The organism is Variovorax sp. Varisp36, assembly GCF_047304235.1.
Taxonomy (GTDB): Bacteria; Pseudomonadota; Gammaproteobacteria; order Burkholderiales; family Burkholderiaceae_C; genus Variovorax.
Map to the genome: position 1 here is coordinate 1 of NZ_JBGLYU010000008.1, position 21,351 is coordinate 21,351.

Below are 21,351 nucleotides of genomic sequence, written 5' to 3' on the forward strand. Positions count from 1 at the left end.
GTTTTTTAAGACCAGTCAAACTTTTTGAAGACTTTCTTTGCCGACTCGCAAGCAGAACCCCTGGGAGGACTGCTTGCCTCGAACACCTTGCGGTATTCATCAGCGAAGCCCACGAGTATATGACAGTTTTCGGACCTTGCAAGGCTGCCCGCAAGAAACTTGAAGAAGGCCCCTCAAGCCCCTCACACGGGGTGGCCTCCTCCTCCACCGCCAGGCCCTGACATCGGCTCCTCCGATAATCCGCGCCACATGGCACTCATCACACTCCTCGACGCCCAGCTCGCGTTCGGTCACGTCCCGCTGCTGGATCATGCGGACTTCTCTCTTCTCGAATCGGAGCGTATCGGCCTGATCGGCCGCAACGGTGCTGGCAAGTCTTCCCTGCTCAAGATACTGGGAGGCCTGGAGAAGACCGACGACGGCACTCTCCAGTTGCAGCAGAACCTCCGTGTGGCTTATGTCGCCCAGGAACCCTTGCTGGACATGGACGCGGATGTATTCACCGCAGCCAGCCAGGGCCTGGGCCCCGTCATTGCCATTCGCGATCTCTATCTCTCCGGTGCGGACGGCCTCGATCTGGACGCGCTGCAGTCCCAGATCGAAGCCTTCGACGCCTGGAACTGGGAGCAGCGCGTGGAAGAAACGCTGCACCGCCTCCACCTGGACCGCGACGCCCGCGTCGGGTCGCTCTCCGGCGGCACCCGCAAGCGCGTCGCACTGGCCCAGGCGCTGGTGGCCGCGCCCGACGTGCTTCTATTGGACGAACCCACCAACCACCTGGACCTCGACTCCATCGAATGGCTCGAGCAGTTGCTGATCGACTTCAAGGGCAGCGTCGTCACCGTCACCCACGACCGCAGCTTCCTGAACCGCGTCGCTACCCGCATCGTCGAGCTGGATCGGGGCAAGCTGGGCTCCTACCCCGGCAACTTCGAGCAGTATCTCCTGCAGAAGGAAGAGCAGCTCGCCCAGGAAGCCGTGATCAGCGCCAAGGCCGACAAGCTCCTGGCGCAGGAAGAGATCTGGATCCGCAAGGGCGTCGAAGCACGCCGCACCCGCAGCCAGAGCCGCATCAACCGCCTGCAGGAACTGCGCGCCACGCACGCCGCCCGCCGGAACGTGCAAGGCAGCGTCAACATGGACGTGGCCTCGGGTCAGTCCAGCGGCAAGATCGTGGCCGAGCTCACCGATGCCACCAAGTCCTTCGGCGAGAAGACCGTCATCCGCAAGTTCAGCAGCACCATCTTGCGCGGCGACAAGGTCGGCCTACTCGGGCCGAACGGCGCGGGCAAGACCACACTGCTGAAGCTGATCCTGGGCGAGCTCGAGCCCGACACCGGCAAGATCCGCCGCGGCACCAACCTGCAGGTGGCGTACTTCGACCAGATGCGCGACAAGCTCGACCTCGACGCCACGCTGGAAGACTTCATCAGCCCCGGCAGCGAGTGGATCGAGATCGGCAGCCAGAAGAAGCACGTCAAGAGTTACCTCTCGGATTTCCTCTTCTCGCCGGCACGCGCCAACTCCCCGGTCCGCTCCCTCAGCGGCGGCGAGCGCAACCGCCTGCTGCTGGCCCGCCTGTTCGCCCGCCCGGCCAACGTGCTGGTGCTGGACGAACCCACCAACGACCTCGACATCGACACCCTCGAGCTGCTCGAAACCCTGCTGCAGGATTACGACGGCACGGTGTTCCTGGTGAGCCACGACCGGACCTTCCTCGACAACGTGGTGACCAGCACCATTGCCTACGAAGGCGACGGCAGCTGGCGCGAGTACGAAGGCAGCGTGCAGGACTGGCTGATCCAGTCCAGGCGCGCCCGCGAGATCGCCGAGCAACGCCTCGCCGCAGCACCCGCTCCAGCACCTGCGCCCGCCCCGGCCGCGGAACCCGCGGCAGCGCCCCGGACAGCCGTCGCCCGCAAGAAGCTCTCTTATAAGGAGCAGCGCGAACTGGACGCCCTCCCCGCGCAGATCGAAGCCCTCGAAGCCGAGCAGAAGCGCATTACCGAGATGCTCGAACTCGACGGTGGCGCCATCTACGCCACCGATGCCTCTCGCGCCGCCGAGCTGGCCGAGCGCCACGCCAACATCGACGACGAACTGCTCGCCGCCCTGGAGCGCCAGGAAGAGCTGGTCGCCGGGCGCTGACGCCCATGCCGGTCGTCCGCCTGTCCGACGCGCGGCAGGCGCCGACTAGGCTATACATGCTGCTCATCTCAACATCGGGAGAAGCCGCATGCCTTCCTCCTTCCAGGCGTTCTGCCGCCGATCCGCGACGCTTCCCGCGCTCGGCGCGTTCCTGGCGCTCCTGTTCCTCTGCGGCTGCGCGCAATTGCCGCAGAACGTCGAGCGCCCCATCTCGACCGCGATCACCTCGCCAGCCAGCGGCACCGCGCTGGCCGACCTGGTGCAGCAGCGCCGGCAGGCCGACAAGGCCCGCTATGAATCCGGCTTCATGCTCATGGGAGGCCCGCAAGCGGCGTACGGCAGCCGGCTGGCACTGATCGAGGGTGCCCAGAAGACGCTGGACCTGCAGTACTACGCCATCCACGCCGATGCCAGCACCGGCCGCCTGATGCGCGGCCTGCGGGGAGCTGCCGAGCGCGGCGTGCGGGTGCGCGTGCTGCTCGACGACTTCCACACTACCGGCCGCGACGCGGCGGTGCTGGGGCTGGCCTTCATTCCCAATATCGAGATGCGGCTGTTCAATCCGATCGCGGGCTCGCGCGATTCCCGCATCAGCCGCTTCCTCAATTCGATCGACGACGCTTCGCGCATCCAGCAGCGCATGCACAACAAGCTGTTCATTGCCGACAACGTGCTCGCCGTCACGGGCGGGCGCAATCTCGGCGATGCGTATTTCGGCAATGCGGCCAACGCCAACTTCATCGATGTCGACGTGCTGGCGGCCGGTCCCATCGTGCAGGATCTCTCGCGCAGCTTCGACAGCTACTGGAACAACGAGCGCGCCTACCCCGTGCAATCGCTGATCACGCGCGAGGAGCTGCAGGCCATGCGCGACCGCGCGCGCAAGGCCGATCAGGAACTGGCCGAGGAATCGGCCCGCGCCCAGGACGCGAACGGCAACCCGAAACCGCCGGACGGCGAGCCGCGCCCCAACGCGCCTCCCACCGCCGCCCAGCGCGCCCGCGCCTGGGACGAAAAGCCGCTGGACCTGCGCACCGCCACCTTCGTCTGGGCTCCGGCCGTGATGCTGGCCGACAAGCCCGGCAAGATCCCCGCCGACTCGGATCCCACCAATGCGAAGGCACCGGGCCTCGTGGTCAGCCGGCCCGATGACAAGGCCGGCACCTCGCGCGGTGCGGCATCGCTGGAAGCCGCCTCCGACCGGGCGGCCAACGGCGACACGGTGGTCGAGGGCCTCCTGCAGCTGATCGGCCAGGCGCGCACCGACCTGGTCATCATCTCGCCCTACTTCGTGCCCGGCAAGGACATGCTGCGGGCTTTTTCCGAAGCCCGCGGGCGGGGCGTGCGCATCCGCGTGCTGACCAACTCGCTGGCCTCGAACGACGCCCCGGTGGCGCACGTGGGCTACGCGCGCCATCGCGAGGAACTGCTCAGGATGGGCGTCGAGCTCTACGAACTGCGCAGCGAGCAGGCGAGCCTCGGCAATGTCTTCGGCTCTTCGGTCGGCGACAGCGCTCCCGGTGAATCGCGCGCGATGCTGCACTCCAAGGTGCTGGTGATGGATGGCCGGCTGCTGGTGGTCGGCTCAATGAACCTCGATCTGCGCTCGCAGCTGCAGAACACCGAGCTCGCGCTGCTGATCCGCAGCAACGAACTCTCGCGCGCAGCGTCGGAGCAGATCGAGCGCGGCATGCGCGAGCGCTCCTGGCACGTCGATCTGGTGGACGGATCGCTGCAGTGGCACGCGCCCGAAGGCAGCAACCTGAAGGACACCCGCACCGAGCCAGACGCCAGCGCCATGCTGCGGCTGATGCTCAAGCTCTTCGGGCCGCTGGCGCCCGACCAGCTGCTTTGAAGAGGCTCAGTGCTTGTGCTGATGCGCCGGGCCGGCCGCATCGGCACCTTCGGGCGCGCCCACCGGCAGCGCTACGTCCAGCGCGGTCTTCACGCCCTTGGCGTCCTCGAACTTCAGCGTCATCGGCACGCTCGCGCCCTTGGCCAGCGGGCCCTTCAGGTCCATCATCATCACGTGATAGCCGCCGGGCTTGAGCTCGACGGTCTGGCCCGCGGGCAGGTCCAGGCCGCCGGTGAGTTCGCGCATCTTCATGGTGTCGCCTTCCATCTTCATCTCGTGCACTTCGGCGATGCCGGCTGCCGGGGTCGAGATGCCGACCAACTTGGTGCCGGTAGGTGCGGTGAGCTTCATGAAGGCGCCGGTGCCGCTCTGGCCCGGCACCGACTGGCGCACCCAGCCATCGCGTACGTCGACGGTGGCCACGCCCTGCGCCACCACTTCGAGCTTCGCGGCGGGGCTCTTCAGCCCCTTGGTCGAATTGCCCGAGGCCGGCACCTCGGCCCAATCGGCCACGCCAACGTCGCAGGTCTGCAGCACCTTGAACCACAGCGTGCCCGGTGCCGCGGGCATCTTGCCGCGCAGCACGAACTCGGCGCGCTCGCTGCCGGGCAGCGCGTTCTCGGGCTTCTCGGCGGTCCAGCGCACTTCGCCATCGCCGCCCGTTCCGCCCTTCTGCACGTCGAGCTTCCAGCCCTTGCGCGCCTGTGCGTCGCTCAGCACGAAGCCCTTTGGCAGGCGCACGGCGAGGCCGGTGGTGGCCTTGGCGCCTTCGCAGGCGTGGCCAACGCGGAAGGCGGCGTTGTAGTCGCTGCCCACGGTGGCGCCGCCCGGCGGCAGCGTGACATGCGCGGAGGCGGCCGCAACGCCCGTCAGCATGGCGCAGGCAGCGAGAGTCTTGAGAGTGGTCGAGGCATTCATGGCGAAAGATCCTTGAAGTGGAAAGAGGGTCAAAGGTCGAACTTGAGTTCGGCCACGTAGGTGCGCTGCGGGTATGGGTGGAAGGCCCAGTACCTGTTGTTGTTCAGGTTGTCGATGCCGAAGGACGCGCTCCACTGCCGGTCGATCCGGTAACGTACGCGCGCGTCGACCACGAAGAACTTCGAGAAGCCCATGTACGCGGCGCCGTTGGGGTCGCTGTTGTCGAGCGTGCCGTACTGCCTGCCGCCGTAGCGCGCGCCGACGGTGTAGCTCCAGCGGGCGTCGGGGCGGTAGGTGGCGAGCAGCGTGGCGCGCACCTTGGGCACGCGCGGCTGGTCGCGGCCGACGCTGGCCGCAAAGCCGCTGTTGGCGGTGATCTTCGAGCGGGTCAGCGTGAGGCTGCCGCTCAGGTCGAGCCCCCGCACGCCCACGTCGACCGCGTTCATCGCCACTTCGAGCCCGCGCGTGCGGATGGCATCGACGTTCTGCACCGTGCTCACGAGGTTGGTGAGTGCCTGGGTGTAGAGCGCGTCCTTGGTGTTCTCGAAGAACAGCGTGGTGCGAAGCACGCCGTCGAGCCCCCAGCCCTTCATGTCGCGCTCGGCGCTGAGCTCGGTGGTCCACGAGCGTTCAGGGCGCAGGTTCGGATTCGTGTTGACGATGCGGTTGCCGTCGATCGAGCCCTGGTAGAGCTCGCTCACCGTCGGCATGCGCACCGCACGGCCGGTCGAGGCCTTGAAGAGCCAGTCGGACGTGGCCTGCCACGCGATGGCGGCCTTGGGCGAGTCGTGGCTGTTCTTGCGCGGCGTGAAGTTCAGCAGCGTGCTTGCGTTGCCGAGCTGGCCGCCGTAGGCCTGCCAGCGCTCATGGCGCAGGCCGAGCGTGGTCTTCCAGTCCTTTGCGAAGCGCCAGGTGTCCTGCGCGTAGAGCGACTGCAGCCGGGTGTTGCCGTTGAAGGCCGAGAACGGCGTGACGGGAGAGCCGTCGATCCAGTCGAGCGTGTTGCCGACGCTGGTGCGCAGGCGCGCCGTGTCCTGCTGGAAGCCGAGGTCGACCACGTGCGCGCCCACGCCTTCGGCCGAGCCGGTGGGCCGCCAGGTGCCGGCCGCCTTGAAGGTGTTCCAGCCGGAACCGCCCATGTCGGTGGTGCGGCCCGGGCCGCCGTTGAAGGCACCGGGCAGCGGTGTGGTGGGCGTGCGCGAAGTGTCGCGCGAATAGTCGAACAGGCTCGCCGCCACCTCCCAGTCGAACACGCCGCCGGTGTGGCTCTTCACCGAGAGGCCGTGCATGTAGTGCGTGAGCGCGGTCTCGGTCGGTGCGAGCGCGGCGCTCGGCGAATCGAGGTTGTAGCTGCGCCCGCCGATGTTCACGCGCCCGCCGTACACCGGCCGCCCGAAGGCGTCGCGCAGCCAGGTGTCGACGCTGCCGTGCGTGGTGTTGTTCCATGCACCCAGCGTGTAGGTGGCGCGCACCGTAGGCGAGAAGTCGTAGGCCACCTTGAGCTTGGCCTGTTCCTGCGTGGTGTCGTAGAGGGTCGAACCGCCCACCAGCCACCACGGCTGGTTCGATGGATTCAGCCCGAGTACGGCGCCGGTCACCGGCGTGCCCGCGCTGCCGACCGTGCCTGCGCTCACCAGCCGGTTGCCGAACACCAGCGCCTGCCCCTTGCTGTGGGTGCGCGACGCGCTGAGCCACCACGACCAGTCGCCGCTGCGGCTGCCCAGCGACAGGTCGAGCTGCTGGCCGGCCGGCGAGGAATGGCTGTTGTACAGGTCGAAGCTCGACGCGAAGCCGCTGAGCTTGACGTGCGCCTCCAGCTGCGTGGGCATGCGCGTCACGTAGTCGACCACCGCGCCCACCGAGTTGCCCGGGTACGCGGCCGAGAACGGCCCGTACAGCACGTCGACCCGCTCGATTTCTTCCGGCGACACCATGCCCCAGCGCGGCGCGTAGGTGGCGCCGTTGCCCAGCGGGTTCGACAGCATGATGCCGTCGGCGTACACCATCGAGCGCGCGCTGTTGCCCGTGCCCGAGGCGCGGGTGGCGAGCACGGCGTGGTTGAAATCGCCGATGTAGCGCTTGCGCACGACCAGACTCGGCAGGTATTTGAGCGCGTCTTCGCTGTCGGTGGCGTTGACGGTTTCGACGACCTGCTCGTGCGTCACGCCTTCGATGGTGGTCGGGATCTGCGTCGGAAGCGAGGTCGGGCGGCCGCCGGTCACGGTGATGGTGCTGAGCGCGCGGCCACCGGTGCCGCTTTCAGGCGTCTCGGCGGACTGCTGTGCCAGCGCAGGCGCGCCGAAGGGAAATGCCATGGCGATCGCCAGGGCGCGGGAATGCTTTTTCAAGAGGAACCTTCTCCACGAAACTTCAAGCCGGACAGGCCGCACATGCGCTTCGGTCGCGCGCATGCAGCTACGGTTTTGAGAGCGTCAGGAGAAAGCCGGGGGCCCGCGCGCCGGCAACGGCGCCGCGGTGGCCGCGGCCAGGCGCGCGGCGGGAATGGACTGGACCACGCGGCCCAGCGGCAAGGGAAGATCGAAGACGGGAGCGGCCACAGCCGGCGGCGGTGCGCCGCTCAGCACGCACAACGGGCAGTCCATGTGCGAGGCGCCCATTTCCTGCGTGCCGTCTTCGGTGTGGACCACCACCTTGATCGAGCCGGCGCTGGAACACACCAACTCCATGGCCTGCGGGTTCACCAGCGGCGATGCCACCGCCACGCCCAGCGACAGCACGAACCACAGCAGCACCCAGCGGCCGGCGAGGCCGAGGAAGCGGGTGGGGTGGCGCAGCACGTGCATGGCGGTCGCGATTATCTGCGCACTTTGCCCTTGGCAGGCGCCTTGCCCCCTTTGGCGGCAGGCACAGCCTTTGCCGATCTACCGCCCTTTGCTGCGGCAGCAGGCGCACCCTTCTGACCACGCTGACCCTTGGCGGCCTTGCCGCCGCGCACGGCCTTCGGCGCTGGCGAAGGCGCCGCAAGCGCCGGCATCGGCACCGCCGTCTGCGCCTGTGCATCGGTCAGCACCGCCGTCACGGTGAAGCCGCGCGCCGCCATCAGCGCGGGCAATCCCTGCGGGCCGATCATGTGCAGCGCACCGACCGCCGCGAACACGCGCTTGCCACCGAAGTGCAGGCGCTCGATGCCGTCGGCCAGGTTCGGGTTGCGGTCGTCGAGCAGGCGCTTCATCAGCCGCTGCTCGGCGGTCGTCTTGAGGCAGTCGCACCACTCGGGGTAGCGGGCGAGCCTGGCCGCGTCGCTGCGCGCCCAGACGTCGGCCAGCTCCTTGAGCTGGCCGCGCAGCTTGCCCGATTCCAGTTCGTCCAGCGCCGCATCGACCTGCTCTGTCTCCTCGGCTTCGGATTCGCCGGTCAGCGCCTTCAGCTGCTCGGCCGCGCTTTCGAGCGCGACGACCGGCTTGTTGCCGTTGCGGGCGGAAACCGCCAGCGTCTCGTCCACGCCGAATTCCGGGTACAGCCCGTCGGCCCGTCCCGCCAGGCCGGCCAGTGCCGTGACCTGCAGGATCGGCTGCAGCTTCGACAGCGTGCCAGGCGGCACGCAGGCCTCGGTGTTCTGGCGCTCGAGACGGCGGGCACGCTCGCCGCTGAGCATGCGTGCCAGCAGTGCCGGGTCGGCCGGCTGGCCCATGACCTGGGCAGTAGCCTCGTCGCGCAAGTCGAGCTCCAGCGCAAGGGTGTCGCTCTGCGCGAGCGCTTTCTGGATGGTCGGACCGGGCCGCACCCAGTCGCCGCGGCCGACGTGGATGGTGCCGTAGAGCCACGAGCTGCGCCCGTCGCGCTCGATGCGCCAGAGCACCCCGCGGTCGACGCCATTGCGCACGCCCATGCCCGGCTTTTCGAGGCTGGCGATGGCCGAGGGGGGGCAGGCGGCATGCGCAGCCGCGAAAGTGAACAGAAGAGCGATGCCGCACATCCGCGCGGCGAAGATCCGGAGTATCCGCAAGGCTTGCTCCACGATAAAAGAAAGTCCGGCATTCTCACAGCACCGCTGCCCATAATCCGAAACCATGCAGAGCATCTTCCACCTGGCCTTCAACGTCCGCGACCTCGACGTCGCCCGCCGCTTCTATGGCGGCGTGCTCGGCTGCGCCGAAGGCCGCAGCACCGGCACCTGGGTCGATTTCGACTTCTTCGGTCACCAGGTTTCGCTCCACCTCGGCGAGCCCTTCGCCACCGCCCGGACCGGCCGGGTCGGCGACGTGATGGTGCCGATGCCGCACTTCGGCCTCGCGCTGGCCCTGCCCGACTGGCAGGCGCTGGCCGCGCGGCTCGAAGCCGCCGGCACCGAGTTCGTGCTGAAGCCGCAGGTGCGCTTCGAGGGCCAGCTGGGCGAGCAGTGGACGATGTTCTTCCTCGACCCGTTCGGCAACCCGATCGAGGTCAAGGGTTTCCGCTCGCTCGACACGCTTTACGACAAGTGACATGACCCCGCGCCGGACCGCCCTCCGCGGCGCCGCCGCATTGCTCGCGTTGCTCGGCGCCGCGACGGCGCACGCGCAGCTGGACTGCGAGCTGAACGGCCGCAGCGTGAACCCGGCCGACGGCAGCAGCACCGCGGGCAAGACCGGCCTGCTGCGCTGCAAGGACCGCGCAACCGGCGAGCTGCAGCGCGAGGAACAGGTGCAGAACGGCGTGTCGATGGGTCTGGTGCGCATCTACGAGAAGGGCAAGCTCGCCAAGGAGCACACCCTCAATGCCAAGGGCAACCTGCAGGGCCGCGCCCGCGAGTTCTCGCCCACGGGCCGCGTGCTGCGCGACGCCACCTACGACGACGGCCAGGAGCGGGGGCTCGTGCGCAGCTTCTACCCCGACGGCAGGCTTCGGCGCGCCATCTTCTATCCCGACACCGGCAGCGGCAGCGAACGCGCGTCGGTCGAATTCACCGAGCACGGCCAACTCTCGGCCCTGCGCTGTGCCGACGCGCCCACGCTGGCCCCGGTGGTCGATGACGCCAGGCTCTGCGGCTTTACAGGCACCGGCCCGTCGCAGGTCGAACTGTTCGACTCGCGCGGCACCCTGCGCTCGCGGCTGTCGTACGTGTCGGGCAAGCGGGTGCGCTCGCAGAGCTTCTACGACAACGGCAAGACCGCGGCGATCGACGAAATCGTCGGCAACCAGCGCACCGAGCAGAACTATTCGTCCGAGGGCGTCAAGCGCCGCGAGGCGGTATACCTGCTGGTCGAGCGCGCGAGCGTGCGCCTGCGTGAGCAGGCCTTCTCCGAAAAAGGCGCGCTGGTGCGCGACCAGCGCTGGAACAGCGCGGGCGAGCCGATCGTCGACGACAGCTACTACCTCAACGGCCAGCCGAGCAGCAAATCCGCCTACAGCGGCAGCGGCGACACGCGCACGGTGGAGATCACCGAGTTCTACGACAGCGGCCAGCGCGCCGCGCAGGGCCGCTACCAGGTGGTGAGCCGCGGCCGGCAAATCCCGGTCGGCACCCACCAGCGCTTCAGCGAAAAGGGAGCGCTGCTGGCTGAATCCACCTTCGACGCCAAGGGCCGCGTGACGCGCGAGCGCGCCTGGGACGAGAACGGCGAGCTGCAGCGCGACGACGAGGTCTTCGAGGACGGCTCGAAAAAATAGGCTCGCCCCCTACTGGGGCAACACCAGGGGCCCGGCAACGCCGGTTCCTCGGTGTTTCACGAAGGGAGAGAGTCCCCTCTGCGGCTTCAGTCCAGCTTGATGCCGGCCTGCTTGATGATCGGGCCCCAGCGCCTGGACTCGGCGCGCGACAGCGCCGCGAACTGCGCCGGCGTGCCGGGCATCGCTTCCATTCCGAAATCATCGAAGCGCTTCTGCACGGTCGGCGTGCCGAAGGCCTTGTTGAGGTCGCCGTTGAGCTTGTTCACCACCGCCGCCGGCAGGCCCGCCGGGCCCAGGATGCCCTGGAAAGCGAACACCTCGGTGTTGGGCACACCCACTTCGGCCAGCGTCGGCACGTTGGGCAGCAGCTTGCTGCGCGCACCCGAGCCGATGGCCAGCACACGCACCTTGTTGCCCTGCATGATCGACAGGCCCGAAGCCAGGTCGAGGAACATGCAGGGCACCTGCCCGCCCATCACGTCGGCCATGGCCGGCGCCGCGCCACGGTACGGAATGTGGGTGATGAAAGTGCCGGTGCGCACCTTGAACATCTCCATCGCGAGGTGGTGCGGCGAGCCGTTACCGGGCGAGGCGTAGTTGACCTTGCCGGGGTTGGCCTTCACGTAGGCCAGGAACTCCTTGAAGTTCTTCGCCGGGAAGTCCGGATGCACGACCAGTGCCAGCGGGAACTTGCCGATCGCACCGATGTAGGTGAAGTCTTTCTCGGGGTTGAACGGCAGCTTGCTGAACAAGTGCTCGTTGAAGGCCAGCACGGCGTTGTCGGCCGACATGATCGTGTAGCCGTCGGGCTTGCTCTTGGCGACGATGTCGGCGCCGATGTTGGTCGAGGCACCGGGGCGGTTGTCGACCACGATCTGCTGGCCCAGCGTCTGGCGCATCGATTCGGCCAGCACGCGCGCGATCACGTCGGTGCCGCCGCCCGCAGGGTACGGCACCACCCACTTGACGAGTTGCGCGGGGTACTCCTGTGCATGGGCGAAAGGCGTGGCGGCCACGGCGGCGCCGGATGCGAGCGTGGCGAGAAGGGTGCGGCGATCCATGGATCAGTCTCCAGTCGTTATTTGTGATTCGGAAGCGGACAGCGATGGTACGGGCAGCGCGTGCAACGCGTCGGCCAGCGCGGCGCGGCAGCGCGCCTCGTCGCCGACCTGCTCGAACAGCAGCAGCGCAAGCCGCGCGAGGAACAGCGATTCGCGCTCGGCGCCCGCCTCGGTGATGGCGCGCGCGCACTCGGCGTAGAGGCGGTCGCGGGCGTCGGGGTTCAGCGGTGTCGTGCTCATGCGGGGAGCTCCTGGGCCGCACGGGCCAGTGCGGGTTGCAGGGCGCCGGGCGGCAGGCGATGCCAGCGCGCGGCCACGTGGCCGTCGGGGCGCAGCAGGTAGACCGCGCCGTCCTGTGCGCCGAGCGCTTCGAAGACGGCAGGGGATGCATGCGCATCGGCGCCGCCGGAGCCCGGGCTCGCAATGCTGCGAACGACGAAGGGCAGCGCGCCCTGCCGTGCCTGCGCGACGTCGGCCGCGGGCGGCGCGGCCACCTCGGGCTGCAGCACCAGCAGCGTGAAGGCCGGCGCGACCCAGTCGGTGAGATGGCCTTGTTCGAGTTGCTGCTCCGGCATCACTTCGCCCGGCAGCGGGCCGGCCGGCAATGCATCTCCTTCGCCCGACGACAGCGGCGAATCGGCGTAGCGCACGGCCTGCGTCTGGCGCGGGTTGATGAGTTGCGCGATGCCGCGGTGCCTTTCCGACAGCGACAGCGCCGCCTCGCGCAGCAGGTCGAAGCCGCGCGACGGCGGCGACATGAACTCGGTGCTGCGCATCGCGTTCTCGGCGTTCACGTGGAAGGCCGCGATGCGCTCCTGCGAGTACGAGTCGAGCAGTGCCGCATCCGACAAGCCCCTGGCGACGAACGCCAGCTTCCACGCGAGGTTGTCTGCGTCGTCGAAGCCCGAGTTGAGCCCGCGCACGCCGAAGATCGGCATCGCATGCGCCGCGTTGCCCGCGAACACGACGCGGCCGTGGCGGTAGCTGTCGAGCGTCATCGCGCCGGCGCGGTAGACCGAGGTCCACACCGTCTTCCATGGCAGGTGGCCTTCGCCGATGGCGTCGAGGTGGCGCTGCACGAACTCGGCCACGGCTGGTGGCTGCAGCGCCTCCTCGGTGCTCTGGCCGGGGCGCAGCTGGTAGTCGATGCGCCAGATGTCGTCGGGCTGGCGGTGCATCAGCACGGTCGAGCCCGGGTTCCACGGCGGGTCGAACCACGCGCGGCGCTCCGTCGGGTGCCTGCTCTTGAGCTCGATGTCGATGATCACGTAGCGGCCTTCGTAGCCCGTACCTTCGAGCGCGAGCCCCATCGCCTTGCGCACGAAGCTCTGGCCGCCGTCGCAGGCTGCGAGCCACTGGCCGTGCAGCCGGTATGCGCCTTCGGCGTTGCGCACGTCGAGCGTCACGCCGTCGTCGTGCTGCGCGAGGCCGGTGAGCTCGGTGCCCCAGCGGATGTCGATGAGCCCCGCCGTCGCCTCGTTGCGGCGGAAGATCTCTTCGAGCAGGTAGTGCTCGGCGTAGTACTGCTCGAGGTTGATCATCGGCGGCAGCTTCTGCTGCGCGTCGTGCGGCATCTCGAAGCGGAACACCTCGGCCGTCTTGTAGAAGCTGCGCCCGCCGGTCCACGGCAGGCCCTTGCCCATGAAGCCGCGCAGCACGCCGAGCCGCTCCATGATCTCGAGACTGCGGCGCGAGATGCAGGCCGCGCGGCTGCCCACGCACACGGTGTCGTCGGCTTCGAGGATCACGCAGCGCACACCGTGGTTCGCGAGCCCCAGCGCCAGCGCCATGCCGACAGGGCCGCCGCCGGCGATCACCACCGGGTGGCTGCCGGCTTCAACGCCGCCAGGGCCGAGCGCGGGCGTTCGGGCTCCGTAGCGCGTGTAGTGGAACGCGCCGACCGAGGGCGGCAGTCCGGCGTCGGCGCCGGACTTCGGCGGCACGGGGCCGCTGGCGGCATCGCCGAGGGTGGCAGCGGGAGAGTTCGTCATCCGGCGGGATTGTCCCGATGCGGGAGGAGCGGCAATGTCATAACTTCGTACGAGGTAGTTACCCGTATGTGCGCCCTTTTCTTCTTCTTTCCTCCCGCATGAGACGCTGGCGCATCCACCCCGCCGAAGACACCGCGCTGGCCGCCGCCGTGGTCGGCGACGTGCTCTCCGGCGTGGGCACGCCGCTTCTGGCGACCAGCTATCTCAAGGCCATGCAGCGCGTGATGCCGGTGACTTTCTGCACCGTGTTCGTGGTCGATGCCGCCGGACGCATCGAGCTCGTGTCTGCCGCCAGCAGCTACGGCAGCACGGCCGAGCGCACGTCCGAACGCTACGTGGCGCAGCGCTTCGATTTGCTCGACCCGAACATGGCCTGGCTGGCGGCGCGCAAGCTGCCCAGGCGTGCGCAGCTCTGGATGGGGCACCAGCGCGCCGACGAAGTGGCCGACCCGGTGTACCGCGCCGCCTGCTACGGCGACGTGGGCATTCGCGAGCGCGCCTCGGTGCTGTTGCTGCAGCCCACGGGCCAGCGCGTGGCCGTGAGCTTCTACCGCAGCCTTGCGCAGCCGGAGTTCGGCGCGGCCGACTTCGCGCGCATCGAGGCGCACGCCACGCTCCTGGCCGATGCCACCGCCGCGCACGGCCGCAGCGCAGTGGCCGCGCGGGAACCGGTGGAACCCGTCCTCGCCTCGCGGCTGCTGAAGCTGAGCCTGCGCGAGCGCGAGGTCATCGGCCACTTGATGGCGGGCCGTACGGCCAAGGAAGCCGCGCGCGAGATCGGCGTGGAACTGACGACGGTGCGCACCCACCAGTACCGGGCGTTCCGGCGGCTGGGGATACGGTCGCAGAAGGAGTTGCTGCGCGGCGCGGGGCCGCACTGAGCCGACCCCTCAGTCTTCGGAAGCTTCCTGCTCCGGCCGTGGCTCGTCCGGCGCCCCGCCCTGCTGCGGCTTCACCAGCGACACCGGCGCCTCCTTCGGCCGCCCCGCCGTGGACACGATCTCCTGATCGATCGCCCCGAACAGCGAGCGCCCGTCCAACCCCTTCATCTCGATGCGGATCGTGTCGCCGAACTTCATGAACTCGGTGTAGGGCTGGCCGGTCTGGATGGTCTCGATGCAGCGCTTCTCGGCGATGCACGAATAGCCCTTGGGCCAGTCCATGTGACCGTTCTTCTCGACGCCCTTGTTGCTCACGGTGCCGCTGCCCACGATGCTGCCGGCGCGCACGTTGCGCGTCTTGGCGATGTGGGCGATGAGCTGGCCGAAGTGGAAGGTCATCTCCGGGCCGGCGTCGCACAGGCCGACCTTGCGGCCGTTCCAGCTGCTTTGCAGCGCGAGGTGTACGCGGCCGTCCTGCCACGCCTCGCCGATCTCGTCGAGCGTGACGGCCACGGGGCTGAAGGCGGTGGCGGGCTTGCTCTGGAAGAAGCCGAAGCCCTTGGCCAGCTCGGCCGGAATGAGGTTGCGCAGGCTCACGTCGTTGGCCAGCATCACGAGGCGGATGCCGTCGAGCGCCTGGTCGGGCGTGGCACCCATGCGCACGTCGCCGGTGATCACCGCGATCTCGGCCTCGAAGTCGATGCCCATGGCTTCGCTGGGCACGACCACGTCGTCGGTCGGGCCTAGGAAGTCGTCGCTGCCGCCCTGGTACATCAGCGGATCGGTGTAGAAGCTCTCGGGCACCTCGGCGTTGCGCGCCTTGCGCACCAGCTCCACGTGGTTCAGGTAGGCCGAGCCGTCGGCCCACTGGTAGGCGCGCGGCAGCGGGGCCAGGCACATCGACGGATCGAAGGGAAAGGAATGGCGTGCACGGCCGGTGTTGACGGCGTCGTACAGGTCCTGCAGCTGCGGGCTCATGAAGCCCCAGTCGTCCAGCACCTGCTGCAGCCGGCTTGCGATGCCGGTGGCGTAGTGGGCGAGCGTGAGGTCGCGCGATACGACGACGAGCTGGCCGTCGCGCGAGCCGTCCTTCAAGGTGGCGAGTTTCATGATGCGGTGCGTGCGTGAGAACAGGGACGGGGCGCCGGCACGGGCCGGTCGCCGCTCCCACTTAAACTGGTTGAACGGGCGGCAGTTTACCGAGGTGGTCTTTCGTGAACCTCCGGGCCGGCGCCTCACTCCACATACCGATGCCGACGCTCGTCGCCCCCTCCTCCTCGCCATCGCTGCCTCCCGGGCTGCCGGGGCGTCCGTCGTGGCGGGTTCTGATCGGGCTGACGCTGCTGGTGGGGCTGGTCCATCTGTTGCTGCTCGGGCTGGCGCCGATGGCGGTCGGGCCGGAACCCTCGCCGCTGGCTAGCAAGTTCAGCACGCGCACCATCGTGATCGCACCACCGGCGTCCGAGGCGCCCGCTCCGGCGGCCGCACCCGCCGAAGCGAAGCCGCCTCCGCCACCCAAGCCGCGGCGTCCCCGTGAAGCGTCTGTGCCCAAGCCGAAACCGGCCGTCGTCAAGCCTGCGCCCGCGCCGGAGCCGGATGCCTCCACGCCCTCAGCCCCCGAAACGCCCGACCTGACAGCCCAGGCCGCTACCAATTCAGGAGCAACACCGCCGGAAGCAGCGGCCAGCGCCCCAACCGGCGCGGTATCGCCTTCCAGCGGCACCGGAACCGGCACCACCGCGGCGGCCGGCGAGGCCTCGGGCACCATCGCCGGCACCCAGGCGATGAAGATCCCCGGCTCGGTCACGCTGGACTTCGAGGCCACCGGCCAGTCCGGCGCCTCCCCGCAGCGTGGCGTGTTCGGCGAACTGGTCTGGCTGCAGGATGGCAGCCGCTACGACGGGCGGCTGACGCTCAAGGCGGTGTTCTTCACCTTGCTCAACTGGCACAGCACCGGCCGCATCGGTCCCTCGGGGCTGGAGCCCGAGCGGTACTCCGAAAGCCGCAAGTCAGAGGTGGCTTCTCATTTCGTACGCGAGCAGGGGCAGATCGTGTTCAGCAACAACGCGCCACCCGTGCCCCTGCTGGCCGGCGCGCAGGACCGCATGAGCGTGATGATGCAGCTCGGCGGCCTGCTGGCGGCCAGCCCAGGGCGCTATCCGGCAGGCACCCGGATTTCGGTCCAGACCGTGGGGCCGCGCGATGCCGACGTCTGGGTCTTCGTGGTCGGTGACGAAGAAAAAGTGAGCCTTCCGGCCGGCGAATACGTCACGCGCAAGCTCACCCGCAATCCTCGGCGGGAGTTCGACCGAAAACTCGAGCTTTGGCTTGCGCCAGCGTACGGCTACCTGCCAGTGCGCATCCGGCAGACGGAACCCAACGGGGACTTCGCTGACGCCCAATTGCGCAAACCCCTACCCGCGGCCCCCCGAACTGAGGAGAAGGTCGTTCCATCGGAGCAAAGCCAAGAAAATTAGCCCGTTGGTTTTACAAGAATGACAACCTGTCTTGAAACTGGCGCGTTGATTGCTATGTATCCCCCATGAACGCCATCGACATCCTCACAGGGCCCGCCATGAACATGCTTTATGACTCGGAGTCTTTCGTCGTCGTCCACGTGCAGCCCAATGAAGGCGACGAACCCGCGCAACCCAACGTGCCGGTTCTGGAGCGCCACGGCTTCGAGATCGTGGACAAGCGTTCGGGCAAGGAGGTCTACCTTGACGGCTCGTGGGCCGAGCTGTTCCAGCAGCAGATCGCCGCGTGGCAGCTCAACACCCCCACCCAGGAAGAAGTCGAGGACACGCTCGAAGGCTACGCCGAGCTGGCCCACACGCCGGTGCTGGTGCACTGACGCAAATTCGGCCTCCAACGACAAAGCGCCCTGTCCGGGCGCTTTTTTCATGAAGCACCGGCAACGGCTCCCATGAACCTCAGGTCAGCGAAGAAACCGAAAGAGACGACAGGGAAAAGCGGAAATGGACGGCACGGCGGGCGTGTGCCGGGGCATAGTATGGCGTGATGTCCCCTCCAAACCGGCCCCTGCGGACTCCCTGGCGCCTGCTTCTTCCCCTGCTCGCCACCACCGCATTCGGGGGCTGCTCGGTGCTGCCTCCCGGCGCCGATGCACCCATCGCGCGCCGCATCGCAGCACTCCAGCCGGTCGACGCCCTCCTGCTCGGCGAGCAGCACGACGCCCCCGAGCACCACGCCATCGAGCGCGAAGCCGTCGAGGCGCTGGTCGCGCGCGGCCATCTCGCCGCGCTTGCGCTCGAAATGGCCGAGGAAGGCCGCAGCACCGCGCGCATCGCGCCCTCCGCCACCGAAGCGCAGGTGCAGGCGGCCCTCGACTGGAGCGACAAGGCCTGGCCCTGGGCCAGCTACGGCCCCACCGTGATGGTGGCCGTGCGCGCGGGCGTGCCCGTGGTCGGCGCCAACCTGCCGCGCACGCGCATGAGGGACGCCATGGCCGACGTCTCGCTCGACGTGCAGCTCAATGGCGAGGCCTATGCCGTGCAGCAGGACGCCGTGCGGGAGGGCCACTGCAAGATGCTGCCCGAGTCCCAGATCGTCCCGATGACGCGCATCCAGGTGGGCCGCGACCGTGCAATGGCGCAGGCCATCGTCAAGGCAAGGCGGCCGGGCCAGACGGTGCTGCTGATCGCCGGCGCTGGCCACGTCGTGCGCACGCTCGGCGTGCCGCAGCATCTACCCGACGACATCAAGGTTGCCACGGTGCAAATGCGCGCCGCTGCCGCTGCGGCGGACGTGGCGGCGGGCGATTACGACCGCACATGGCAGACGCCGCCATTGCCCGAGAAAGACTATTGCGCCGAGTTCAAGCGGCTGGCCAGGCCGCAACCGAAGGCTTGAACGCGTTCGTCGACCCTATTCACCGAACCAGAACAACAACCAGGCGCCGACAGAGCCGAGTGTCACGGTGACGAGAAGAGCCTGACGACCCACGAAAAGCGGCTGATTCATCCAGCGCCCGATTTTTTCCGACATCGTCATCTCCAGCCCCGTGGTGAGGGCTGAAGAATGAAGCTCCCGCTGGCTTCTGTCAAAGCGCTAAAAATGCTTCGTCGACAGTCAGTTCAAAACGAAAGTCGCATGATTTCCGGCGCCGCGATCCTGCGAACGGCCTTCGCGTCGCCGGCTTGCGCAAGGGCCGCCGCCCCGCTCAAGCGTGCTTTCTGATCGAATCCGCCAGCGTATTCACCAGCGTGTCGATGTGCGACTTTTCCACGATGTACGGCGGCGCGATCACCAGCACGTCGCCCGCGGGCCGTACCAGTGCACCCTTGTGGAAGCAGTCGAGGAAGATGTCGTAGGCGCGCTTGCCCGGCGTGCCCGCGATGGGCGCGAGCTCCACCGCGGCGGCGAGGCCCAGGCTGCGGATGCCGACCACGTTCGGCAGGCCCTCGAAGGCACTGTGGAAGGCATCGCCCAGCACCTTGCCCATTTCGCCGGCGCGCGCGAACAGGTTCTCCTGCTTGAAGAGATCGAGCGTGGCGATGGCCGCGGCGCAGGCCACCGGGTGGCCCGAGTAGGTGTAGCCGTGGAAGAACTCGACCACGTGCTCGGGCGCGTCGGTCTTCATCATCGCGTCGTAGAGCTTGTCGCGGCAGATCACGCCGCCGAGCGGAATGACGCCGTTGGTCACGCACTTGGCGAAGTTCAGCATGTCGGGCACCACGCCGTAATAGTCGGACGCGAAGTTGGTGCCCATGCGGCCGAAGCCGGTGATGACCTCGTCGAAGATCAGCAGGATGCCGTGCTTGTCGCAGATCTCGCGCAAGCGCTTCAGGTAGCCCTTGGGCGGCAGGTACCAGCCGGCCGACCCGGCCACCGGCTCGACGATGATCGCGGCGATGTTGCTCGCATCGTGCAGCGGCAGGATGCGCGTTTCGAGCTCGACCAGCGGGTCTTCGGCCCACACCGGCTCCTCGTTGTGGATGTAGGCGTGGTTCACCGGATCGTGGATGAAGCGCATGTGGTCCACGCGCGGCAGGAAGGCCGAGCCGAACACCTTGCGATTGCCGGGAATGCCGCCCACCGACATGCCACCGAAGCCCACGCCGTGGTAGCCCTTCTCGCGGCCGATGAACACGTTGCGGTGGCCTTCGCCGCGTGCGCGGTGATAGGCAAGCGCGACCTTCATCGAGGTGTCTGCGGCTTCCGAACCCGAGTTGCAGAACAGCACCTTGTTGAGATCGCCGGGCGCGAGCGAGGCGATCATCTCGGCCGCCTTGAAGGCGCGGTCGTTGCTGACCTGGAAGGCAGTGGCGTAGTCGAGCGTGTCGAGCTGCTTCTTGATCGCCTCGTTGATGGGCTTGCGGTTGTGGCCCGCGCCCACGCACCACAGCGAGGAGATGCCGTCGATCACCTTCTTGCCGTCGTGCGTGGTGAACTCCATGCCATCGGCCGCCACGAAAACGCGCGGGTCTTTCCTGAAATGGCGGTTGGGAGTGAAGGGCAACCATTGGTTGTCCATGTTGAAGTCCTGCTGGGCCATGTCTCGCTCCTGCGGTTATGTGGTCGAGGAAAATCGCGATTCTGGCACCCCTGCGACAATCACGCCCCTGATGACGACCACTACGCCCACCTCGCCCGCCTACATCCTGAACCTCTCTTGCCCCGACCGTACGGGCATCGTGCACGCCGTGTCGGGCTTCCTGCTCGAACGGGGCGCCAACATCGAAGAGGCCGCCCAGTACAACGACCACGACACGGGCCTGTTCTTCATGCGGGTGCGCTTCGCCTGCGGCGAGCACAGCGAAGCCACGCTGCGCGAGGAATTGAAGACCTTCGCCGCCGGCTTCGGCATGGCGCTGCAGCTGCATGCCGCCGCCGAGCCCATGAAGACCGTGATCCTGGTCAGCAAGGAAGGCCACTGCCTCAACGACCTGCTGTTCCGCTGGAAGAGCGGCCTGCTGGCCATCGACGTGCGCGCCATCATCTCGAACCACCGCGACTTCTACCAGCTGGCCGCCAGCTACAACGTGCCGTTCCACCATATCCCGGTGACAGGCGCGACCAAGGCGCAGGCCGAGGCGAAGCAGCTGGAAATCATCGAGGCCGAGGGCGCCGAGCTCGTGGTGCTCGCGCGCTACATGCAGATCCTGAGCAACGACCTGTGCCGCAGCCTGGCTGGCCGTGCGATCAACATCCACCATTCGTTCCTGCCCAGCTTCAAGGGCGCCAAGCCCTATTACCAGGCCCACGACCGCGGCGTGAAGCTGATCGGCGCCACCGCCCACTACGTGACGGCCGACCTCGACGAAGGCCCGATCATCGAGCAGGACGTGGAACGCGCCGACCACACCGACACGGTCGAAGACCTCACGGCCCGCGGCCGCGACACGGAGAGCCAAGTGCTGGCGCGGGCGGTGAAGTGGCACAGCGAACACCGCGTGCTGCTGAACGGCCACCGCACCGTCGTGTTCCGCTGAACCCTGCCGTCAGTTGCGATTCGGGTCGTCCGGCCGGCGGTCGTAGCGGTTCGGCACCCCGTCGCCATCGCGGTCCCAACCGCCCCTGTGGTACTGCCAGCGGTCGCCGTCCTGGCGCCATTCCGGCGGACGGTAGGCATAGCCCGGACGCTCGCGCACCCAGTAGCCGCGGACCCACACGTGGCGGCCACCGTGCCATTCATAGTGCCCCGGCGACCACACATAGCCGCGGCGCGGCGGCGGCATGCGTTCGAACCGCGGCGGGGGCGGCGCCACCTCGATGGCGACGGGCTGCGCCTGAGCGGCCGTGGGAACAGCCAACGTGCCCACCGACAGAAGCGAAGCAGCGCCGATGGAAAGAGCCAATGCGATCTTTTTCATGAAGTACCCCTCATGAGTTGTAGGAGCCTTCATGCTGCCCAGCCCATGTGA

General features: G+C 68.1%; 19 protein-coding genes. 9 read left to right on the forward strand and 10 right to left on the reverse strand.

The window, feature by feature from the left end; translation table 11 throughout:
- Window positions 1-249: 249 nt before the first annotated feature.
- Both ACCD11_RS07080 and ACCD11_RS07085 read left to right on the forward strand, forming a co-directional pair.
- Entirely contained in the window at window positions 250-2,148 is a 1,899-nt protein-coding gene (locus tag ACCD11_RS07080) for an ATP-binding cassette domain-containing protein (protein WP_007835946.1), read from the forward strand.
- Window positions 2,149-2,236: 88 nt separating this feature from the next.
- Window positions 2,237-4,003: a phospholipase D family protein gene (locus ACCD11_RS07085; protein ID WP_413313198.1), complete on the forward strand. Its 1,767-nt coding sequence runs from the start codon at window positions 2,237-2,239 to the stop codon at window positions 4,001-4,003.
- 6 nt (window positions 4,004-4,009) lie between these two features.
- Here ACCD11_RS07085 and ACCD11_RS07090 read toward each other — a convergent pair whose 3' ends face one another.
- The 4 genes from ACCD11_RS07090 to ACCD11_RS07105 all read right to left on the reverse strand — a co-directional run bounded on the left by ACCD11_RS07090 (window position 4,010) and on the right by ACCD11_RS07105 (window position 8,888).
- A complete protein-coding gene (locus ACCD11_RS07090) occupies window positions 4,010-4,921 on the reverse strand; it encodes a copper chaperone PCu(A)C (protein ID WP_413313199.1) in 912 nt (303 codons plus the stop codon).
- A gap of 29 nt (window positions 4,922-4,950) precedes the next feature.
- Window positions 4,951-7,236: a TonB-dependent receptor gene (locus ACCD11_RS07095; RefSeq protein ID WP_413313353.1), complete on the reverse strand. Its 2,286-nt coding sequence runs from the start codon at window positions 7,234-7,236 to the stop codon at window positions 4,951-4,953.
- A 117-nt stretch (window positions 7,237-7,353) separates the two neighbouring features.
- The gene (locus ACCD11_RS07100; RefSeq protein WP_413313201.1) at window positions 7,354-7,725 is read right to left on the reverse strand and encodes a DUF2946 family protein; all 372 of its coding nucleotides are present in this window, start codon (window positions 7,723-7,725) and stop codon (window positions 7,354-7,356) included.
- An 11-nt stretch (window positions 7,726-7,736) separates the two neighbouring features.
- Window positions 7,737-8,888, reverse strand: coding sequence for a TraB/GumN family protein (locus ACCD11_RS07105; protein WP_413313203.1), 1,152 nt, complete (start codon window positions 8,886-8,888; stop codon window positions 7,737-7,739).
- Between the two features lie 64 nt (window positions 8,889-8,952).
- Here ACCD11_RS07105 and ACCD11_RS07110 point away from each other — a divergent pair, with 64 nt between their 5' ends.
- Together ACCD11_RS07110 and ACCD11_RS07115 are read left to right on the forward strand one after the other, a co-directional pair.
- The gene (locus ACCD11_RS07110) at window positions 8,953-9,366 is read left to right on the forward strand and encodes a VOC family protein (protein ID WP_413313204.1); all 414 of its coding nucleotides are present in this window, start codon (window positions 8,953-8,955) and stop codon (window positions 9,364-9,366) included.
- A 1-nt stretch (window position 9,367) separates the two neighbouring features.
- Complete coding sequence (locus tag ACCD11_RS07115; RefSeq protein WP_413313206.1) at window positions 9,368-10,531, forward strand: toxin-antitoxin system YwqK family antitoxin; 1,164 nt, start codon at window positions 9,368-9,370, stop codon at window positions 10,529-10,531.
- An 86-nt stretch (window positions 10,532-10,617) separates the two neighbouring features.
- On the opposite strand, the gene ACCD11_RS07120 is transcribed toward ACCD11_RS07115, so the two are convergent.
- From ACCD11_RS07120 to ACCD11_RS07130, 3 genes are read right to left on the reverse strand one after another with little or no spacing between them, the layout of a single operon-like run.
- Window positions 10,618-11,592, reverse strand: a complete 975-nt coding sequence (locus tag ACCD11_RS07120; RefSeq protein WP_007835962.1) for a Bug family tripartite tricarboxylate transporter substrate binding protein — start codon at window positions 11,590-11,592, stop codon at window positions 10,618-10,620.
- A gap of 3 nt (window positions 11,593-11,595) precedes the next feature.
- Window positions 11,596-11,832 (reverse strand): hypothetical protein, encoded by a 237-nt coding sequence (locus ACCD11_RS07125; RefSeq protein WP_413313208.1) that lies wholly within the window; start codon window positions 11,830-11,832, stop codon window positions 11,596-11,598.
- Window positions 11,829-13,583, reverse strand: a complete 1,755-nt coding sequence (locus ACCD11_RS07130; protein WP_413313210.1) for an FAD-dependent monooxygenase — start codon at window positions 13,581-13,583, stop codon at window positions 11,829-11,831. The genes ACCD11_RS07125 and ACCD11_RS07130 overlap by 4 nt, the downstream gene beginning before the upstream one ends.
- 98 nt (window positions 13,584-13,681) lie before the next feature.
- Here ACCD11_RS07130 and ACCD11_RS07135 point away from each other — a divergent pair, with 98 nt between their 5' ends.
- Window positions 13,682-14,464, forward strand: coding sequence for a helix-turn-helix transcriptional regulator (locus ACCD11_RS07135; RefSeq protein ID WP_007835965.1), 783 nt, complete (start codon window positions 13,682-13,684; stop codon window positions 14,462-14,464).
- 9 nt (window positions 14,465-14,473) lie between these two features.
- Here the strand turns inward: ACCD11_RS07135 and ACCD11_RS07140 are convergent, their stop codons facing one another.
- Window positions 14,474-15,574, reverse strand: coding sequence for a fumarylacetoacetate hydrolase family protein (locus ACCD11_RS07140; RefSeq protein ID WP_413313212.1), 1,101 nt, complete (start codon window positions 15,572-15,574; stop codon window positions 14,474-14,476).
- Between the two features lie 140 nt (window positions 15,575-15,714).
- Here ACCD11_RS07140 and ACCD11_RS07145 point away from each other — a divergent pair, with 140 nt between their 5' ends.
- The 3 genes from ACCD11_RS07145 (at window position 15,715) to ACCD11_RS07155 (ending at window position 18,337) form a co-directional block, all read left to right on the forward strand.
- A complete protein-coding gene (locus tag ACCD11_RS07145; RefSeq protein ID WP_413313213.1) occupies window positions 15,715-16,941 on the forward strand; it encodes a DUF3108 domain-containing protein in 1,227 nt (408 codons plus the stop codon).
- A gap of 65 nt (window positions 16,942-17,006) precedes the next feature.
- Window positions 17,007-17,318 (forward strand): DUF3567 domain-containing protein, encoded by a 312-nt coding sequence (locus ACCD11_RS07150; protein WP_007835970.1) that lies wholly within the window; start codon window positions 17,007-17,009, stop codon window positions 17,316-17,318.
- Window positions 17,319-17,485: 167 nt separating this feature from the next.
- A complete protein-coding gene (locus ACCD11_RS07155) occupies window positions 17,486-18,337 on the forward strand; it encodes a ChaN family lipoprotein (RefSeq protein ID WP_413313215.1) in 852 nt (283 codons plus the stop codon).
- A gap of 310 nt (window positions 18,338-18,647) precedes the next feature.
- Here ACCD11_RS07155 and ACCD11_RS07160 read toward each other — a convergent pair whose 3' ends face one another.
- Window positions 18,648-19,982, reverse strand: coding sequence for an aminotransferase class III-fold pyridoxal phosphate-dependent enzyme (locus ACCD11_RS07160; RefSeq protein WP_413313216.1), 1,335 nt, complete (start codon window positions 19,980-19,982; stop codon window positions 18,648-18,650).
- A 70-nt stretch (window positions 19,983-20,052) separates the two neighbouring features.
- On the opposite strand from ACCD11_RS07160, the gene purU reads away from it, so the two are divergent.
- Window positions 20,053-20,919 (forward strand): formyltetrahydrofolate deformylase, encoded by an 867-nt coding sequence (gene purU, locus ACCD11_RS07165; protein WP_007835977.1) that lies wholly within the window; start codon window positions 20,053-20,055, stop codon window positions 20,917-20,919.
- A gap of 9 nt (window positions 20,920-20,928) precedes the next feature.
- On the opposite strand, the gene ACCD11_RS07170 is transcribed toward purU, so the two are convergent.
- Window positions 20,929-21,300 carry a YXWGXW repeat-containing protein gene (locus ACCD11_RS07170; RefSeq protein WP_413313218.1) on the reverse strand — a complete coding sequence of 124 codons (372 nt, stop codon included), beginning with the start codon at window positions 21,298-21,300 and terminating at the stop codon, window positions 20,929-20,931.
- Window positions 21,301-21,351 lie beyond the last annotated feature (51 nt).

What these genes read in the sequence shown, in the direction of transcription:
- ACCD11_RS07080 (WP_007835946.1), top strand. Translation starts at nt 250, where the DNA reads ATGGCACTCATCACACTCCTCGACGCCCAGCTCGCGTTCGGTCACGTC.
- ACCD11_RS07085 (WP_413313198.1), top strand. Translation starts at nt 2,237, where the DNA reads ATGCCTTCCTCCTTCCAGGCGTTCTGCCGCCGATCCGCGACGCTTCCC.
- ACCD11_RS07090 (WP_413313199.1), bottom strand. Translation starts at nt 4,921, where the DNA reads ATGAATGCCTCGACCACTCTCAAGACTCTCGCTGCCTGCGCCATGCTG.
- ACCD11_RS07095 (WP_413313353.1), bottom strand. Translation starts at nt 7,236, where the DNA reads ATGGCATTTCCCTTCGGCGCGCCTGCGCTGGCACAGCAGTCCGCCGAG.
- ACCD11_RS07100 (WP_413313201.1), bottom strand. Translation starts at nt 7,725, where the DNA reads ATGCACGTGCTGCGCCACCCCACCCGCTTCCTCGGCCTCGCCGGCCGC.
- ACCD11_RS07110 (WP_413313204.1), top strand. Translation starts at nt 8,953, where the DNA reads ATGCAGAGCATCTTCCACCTGGCCTTCAACGTCCGCGACCTCGACGTC.
- ACCD11_RS07115 (WP_413313206.1), top strand. Translation starts at nt 9,368, where the DNA reads ATGACCCCGCGCCGGACCGCCCTCCGCGGCGCCGCCGCATTGCTCGCG.
- ACCD11_RS07120 (WP_007835962.1), bottom strand. Translation starts at nt 11,592, where the DNA reads ATGGATCGCCGCACCCTTCTCGCCACGCTCGCATCCGGCGCCGCCGTG.
- ACCD11_RS07125 (WP_413313208.1), bottom strand. Translation starts at nt 11,832, where the DNA reads ATGAGCACGACACCGCTGAACCCCGACGCCCGCGACCGCCTCTACGCC.
- ACCD11_RS07130 (WP_413313210.1), bottom strand. Translation starts at nt 13,583, where the DNA reads ATGACGAACTCTCCCGCTGCCACCCTCGGCGATGCCGCCAGCGGCCCC.
- ACCD11_RS07135 (WP_007835965.1), top strand. Translation starts at nt 13,682, where the DNA reads ATGAGACGCTGGCGCATCCACCCCGCCGAAGACACCGCGCTGGCCGCC.
- ACCD11_RS07140 (WP_413313212.1), bottom strand. Translation starts at nt 15,574, where the DNA reads ATGAAACTCGCCACCTTGAAGGACGGCTCGCGCGACGGCCAGCTCGTC.
- ACCD11_RS07145 (WP_413313213.1), top strand. Translation starts at nt 15,715, where the DNA reads ATGCCGACGCTCGTCGCCCCCTCCTCCTCGCCATCGCTGCCTCCCGGG.
- ACCD11_RS07150 (WP_007835970.1), top strand. Translation starts at nt 17,007, where the DNA reads ATGAACGCCATCGACATCCTCACAGGGCCCGCCATGAACATGCTTTAT.
- ACCD11_RS07155 (WP_413313215.1), top strand. Translation starts at nt 17,486, where the DNA reads ATGTCCCCTCCAAACCGGCCCCTGCGGACTCCCTGGCGCCTGCTTCTT.
- ACCD11_RS07160 (WP_413313216.1), bottom strand. Translation starts at nt 19,982, where the DNA reads ATGGCCCAGCAGGACTTCAACATGGACAACCAATGGTTGCCCTTCACT.
- purU (WP_007835977.1), top strand. Translation starts at nt 20,053, where the DNA reads ATGACGACCACTACGCCCACCTCGCCCGCCTACATCCTGAACCTCTCT.
- ACCD11_RS07170 (WP_413313218.1), bottom strand. Translation starts at nt 21,300, where the DNA reads ATGAAAAAGATCGCATTGGCTCTTTCCATCGGCGCTGCTTCGCTTCTG.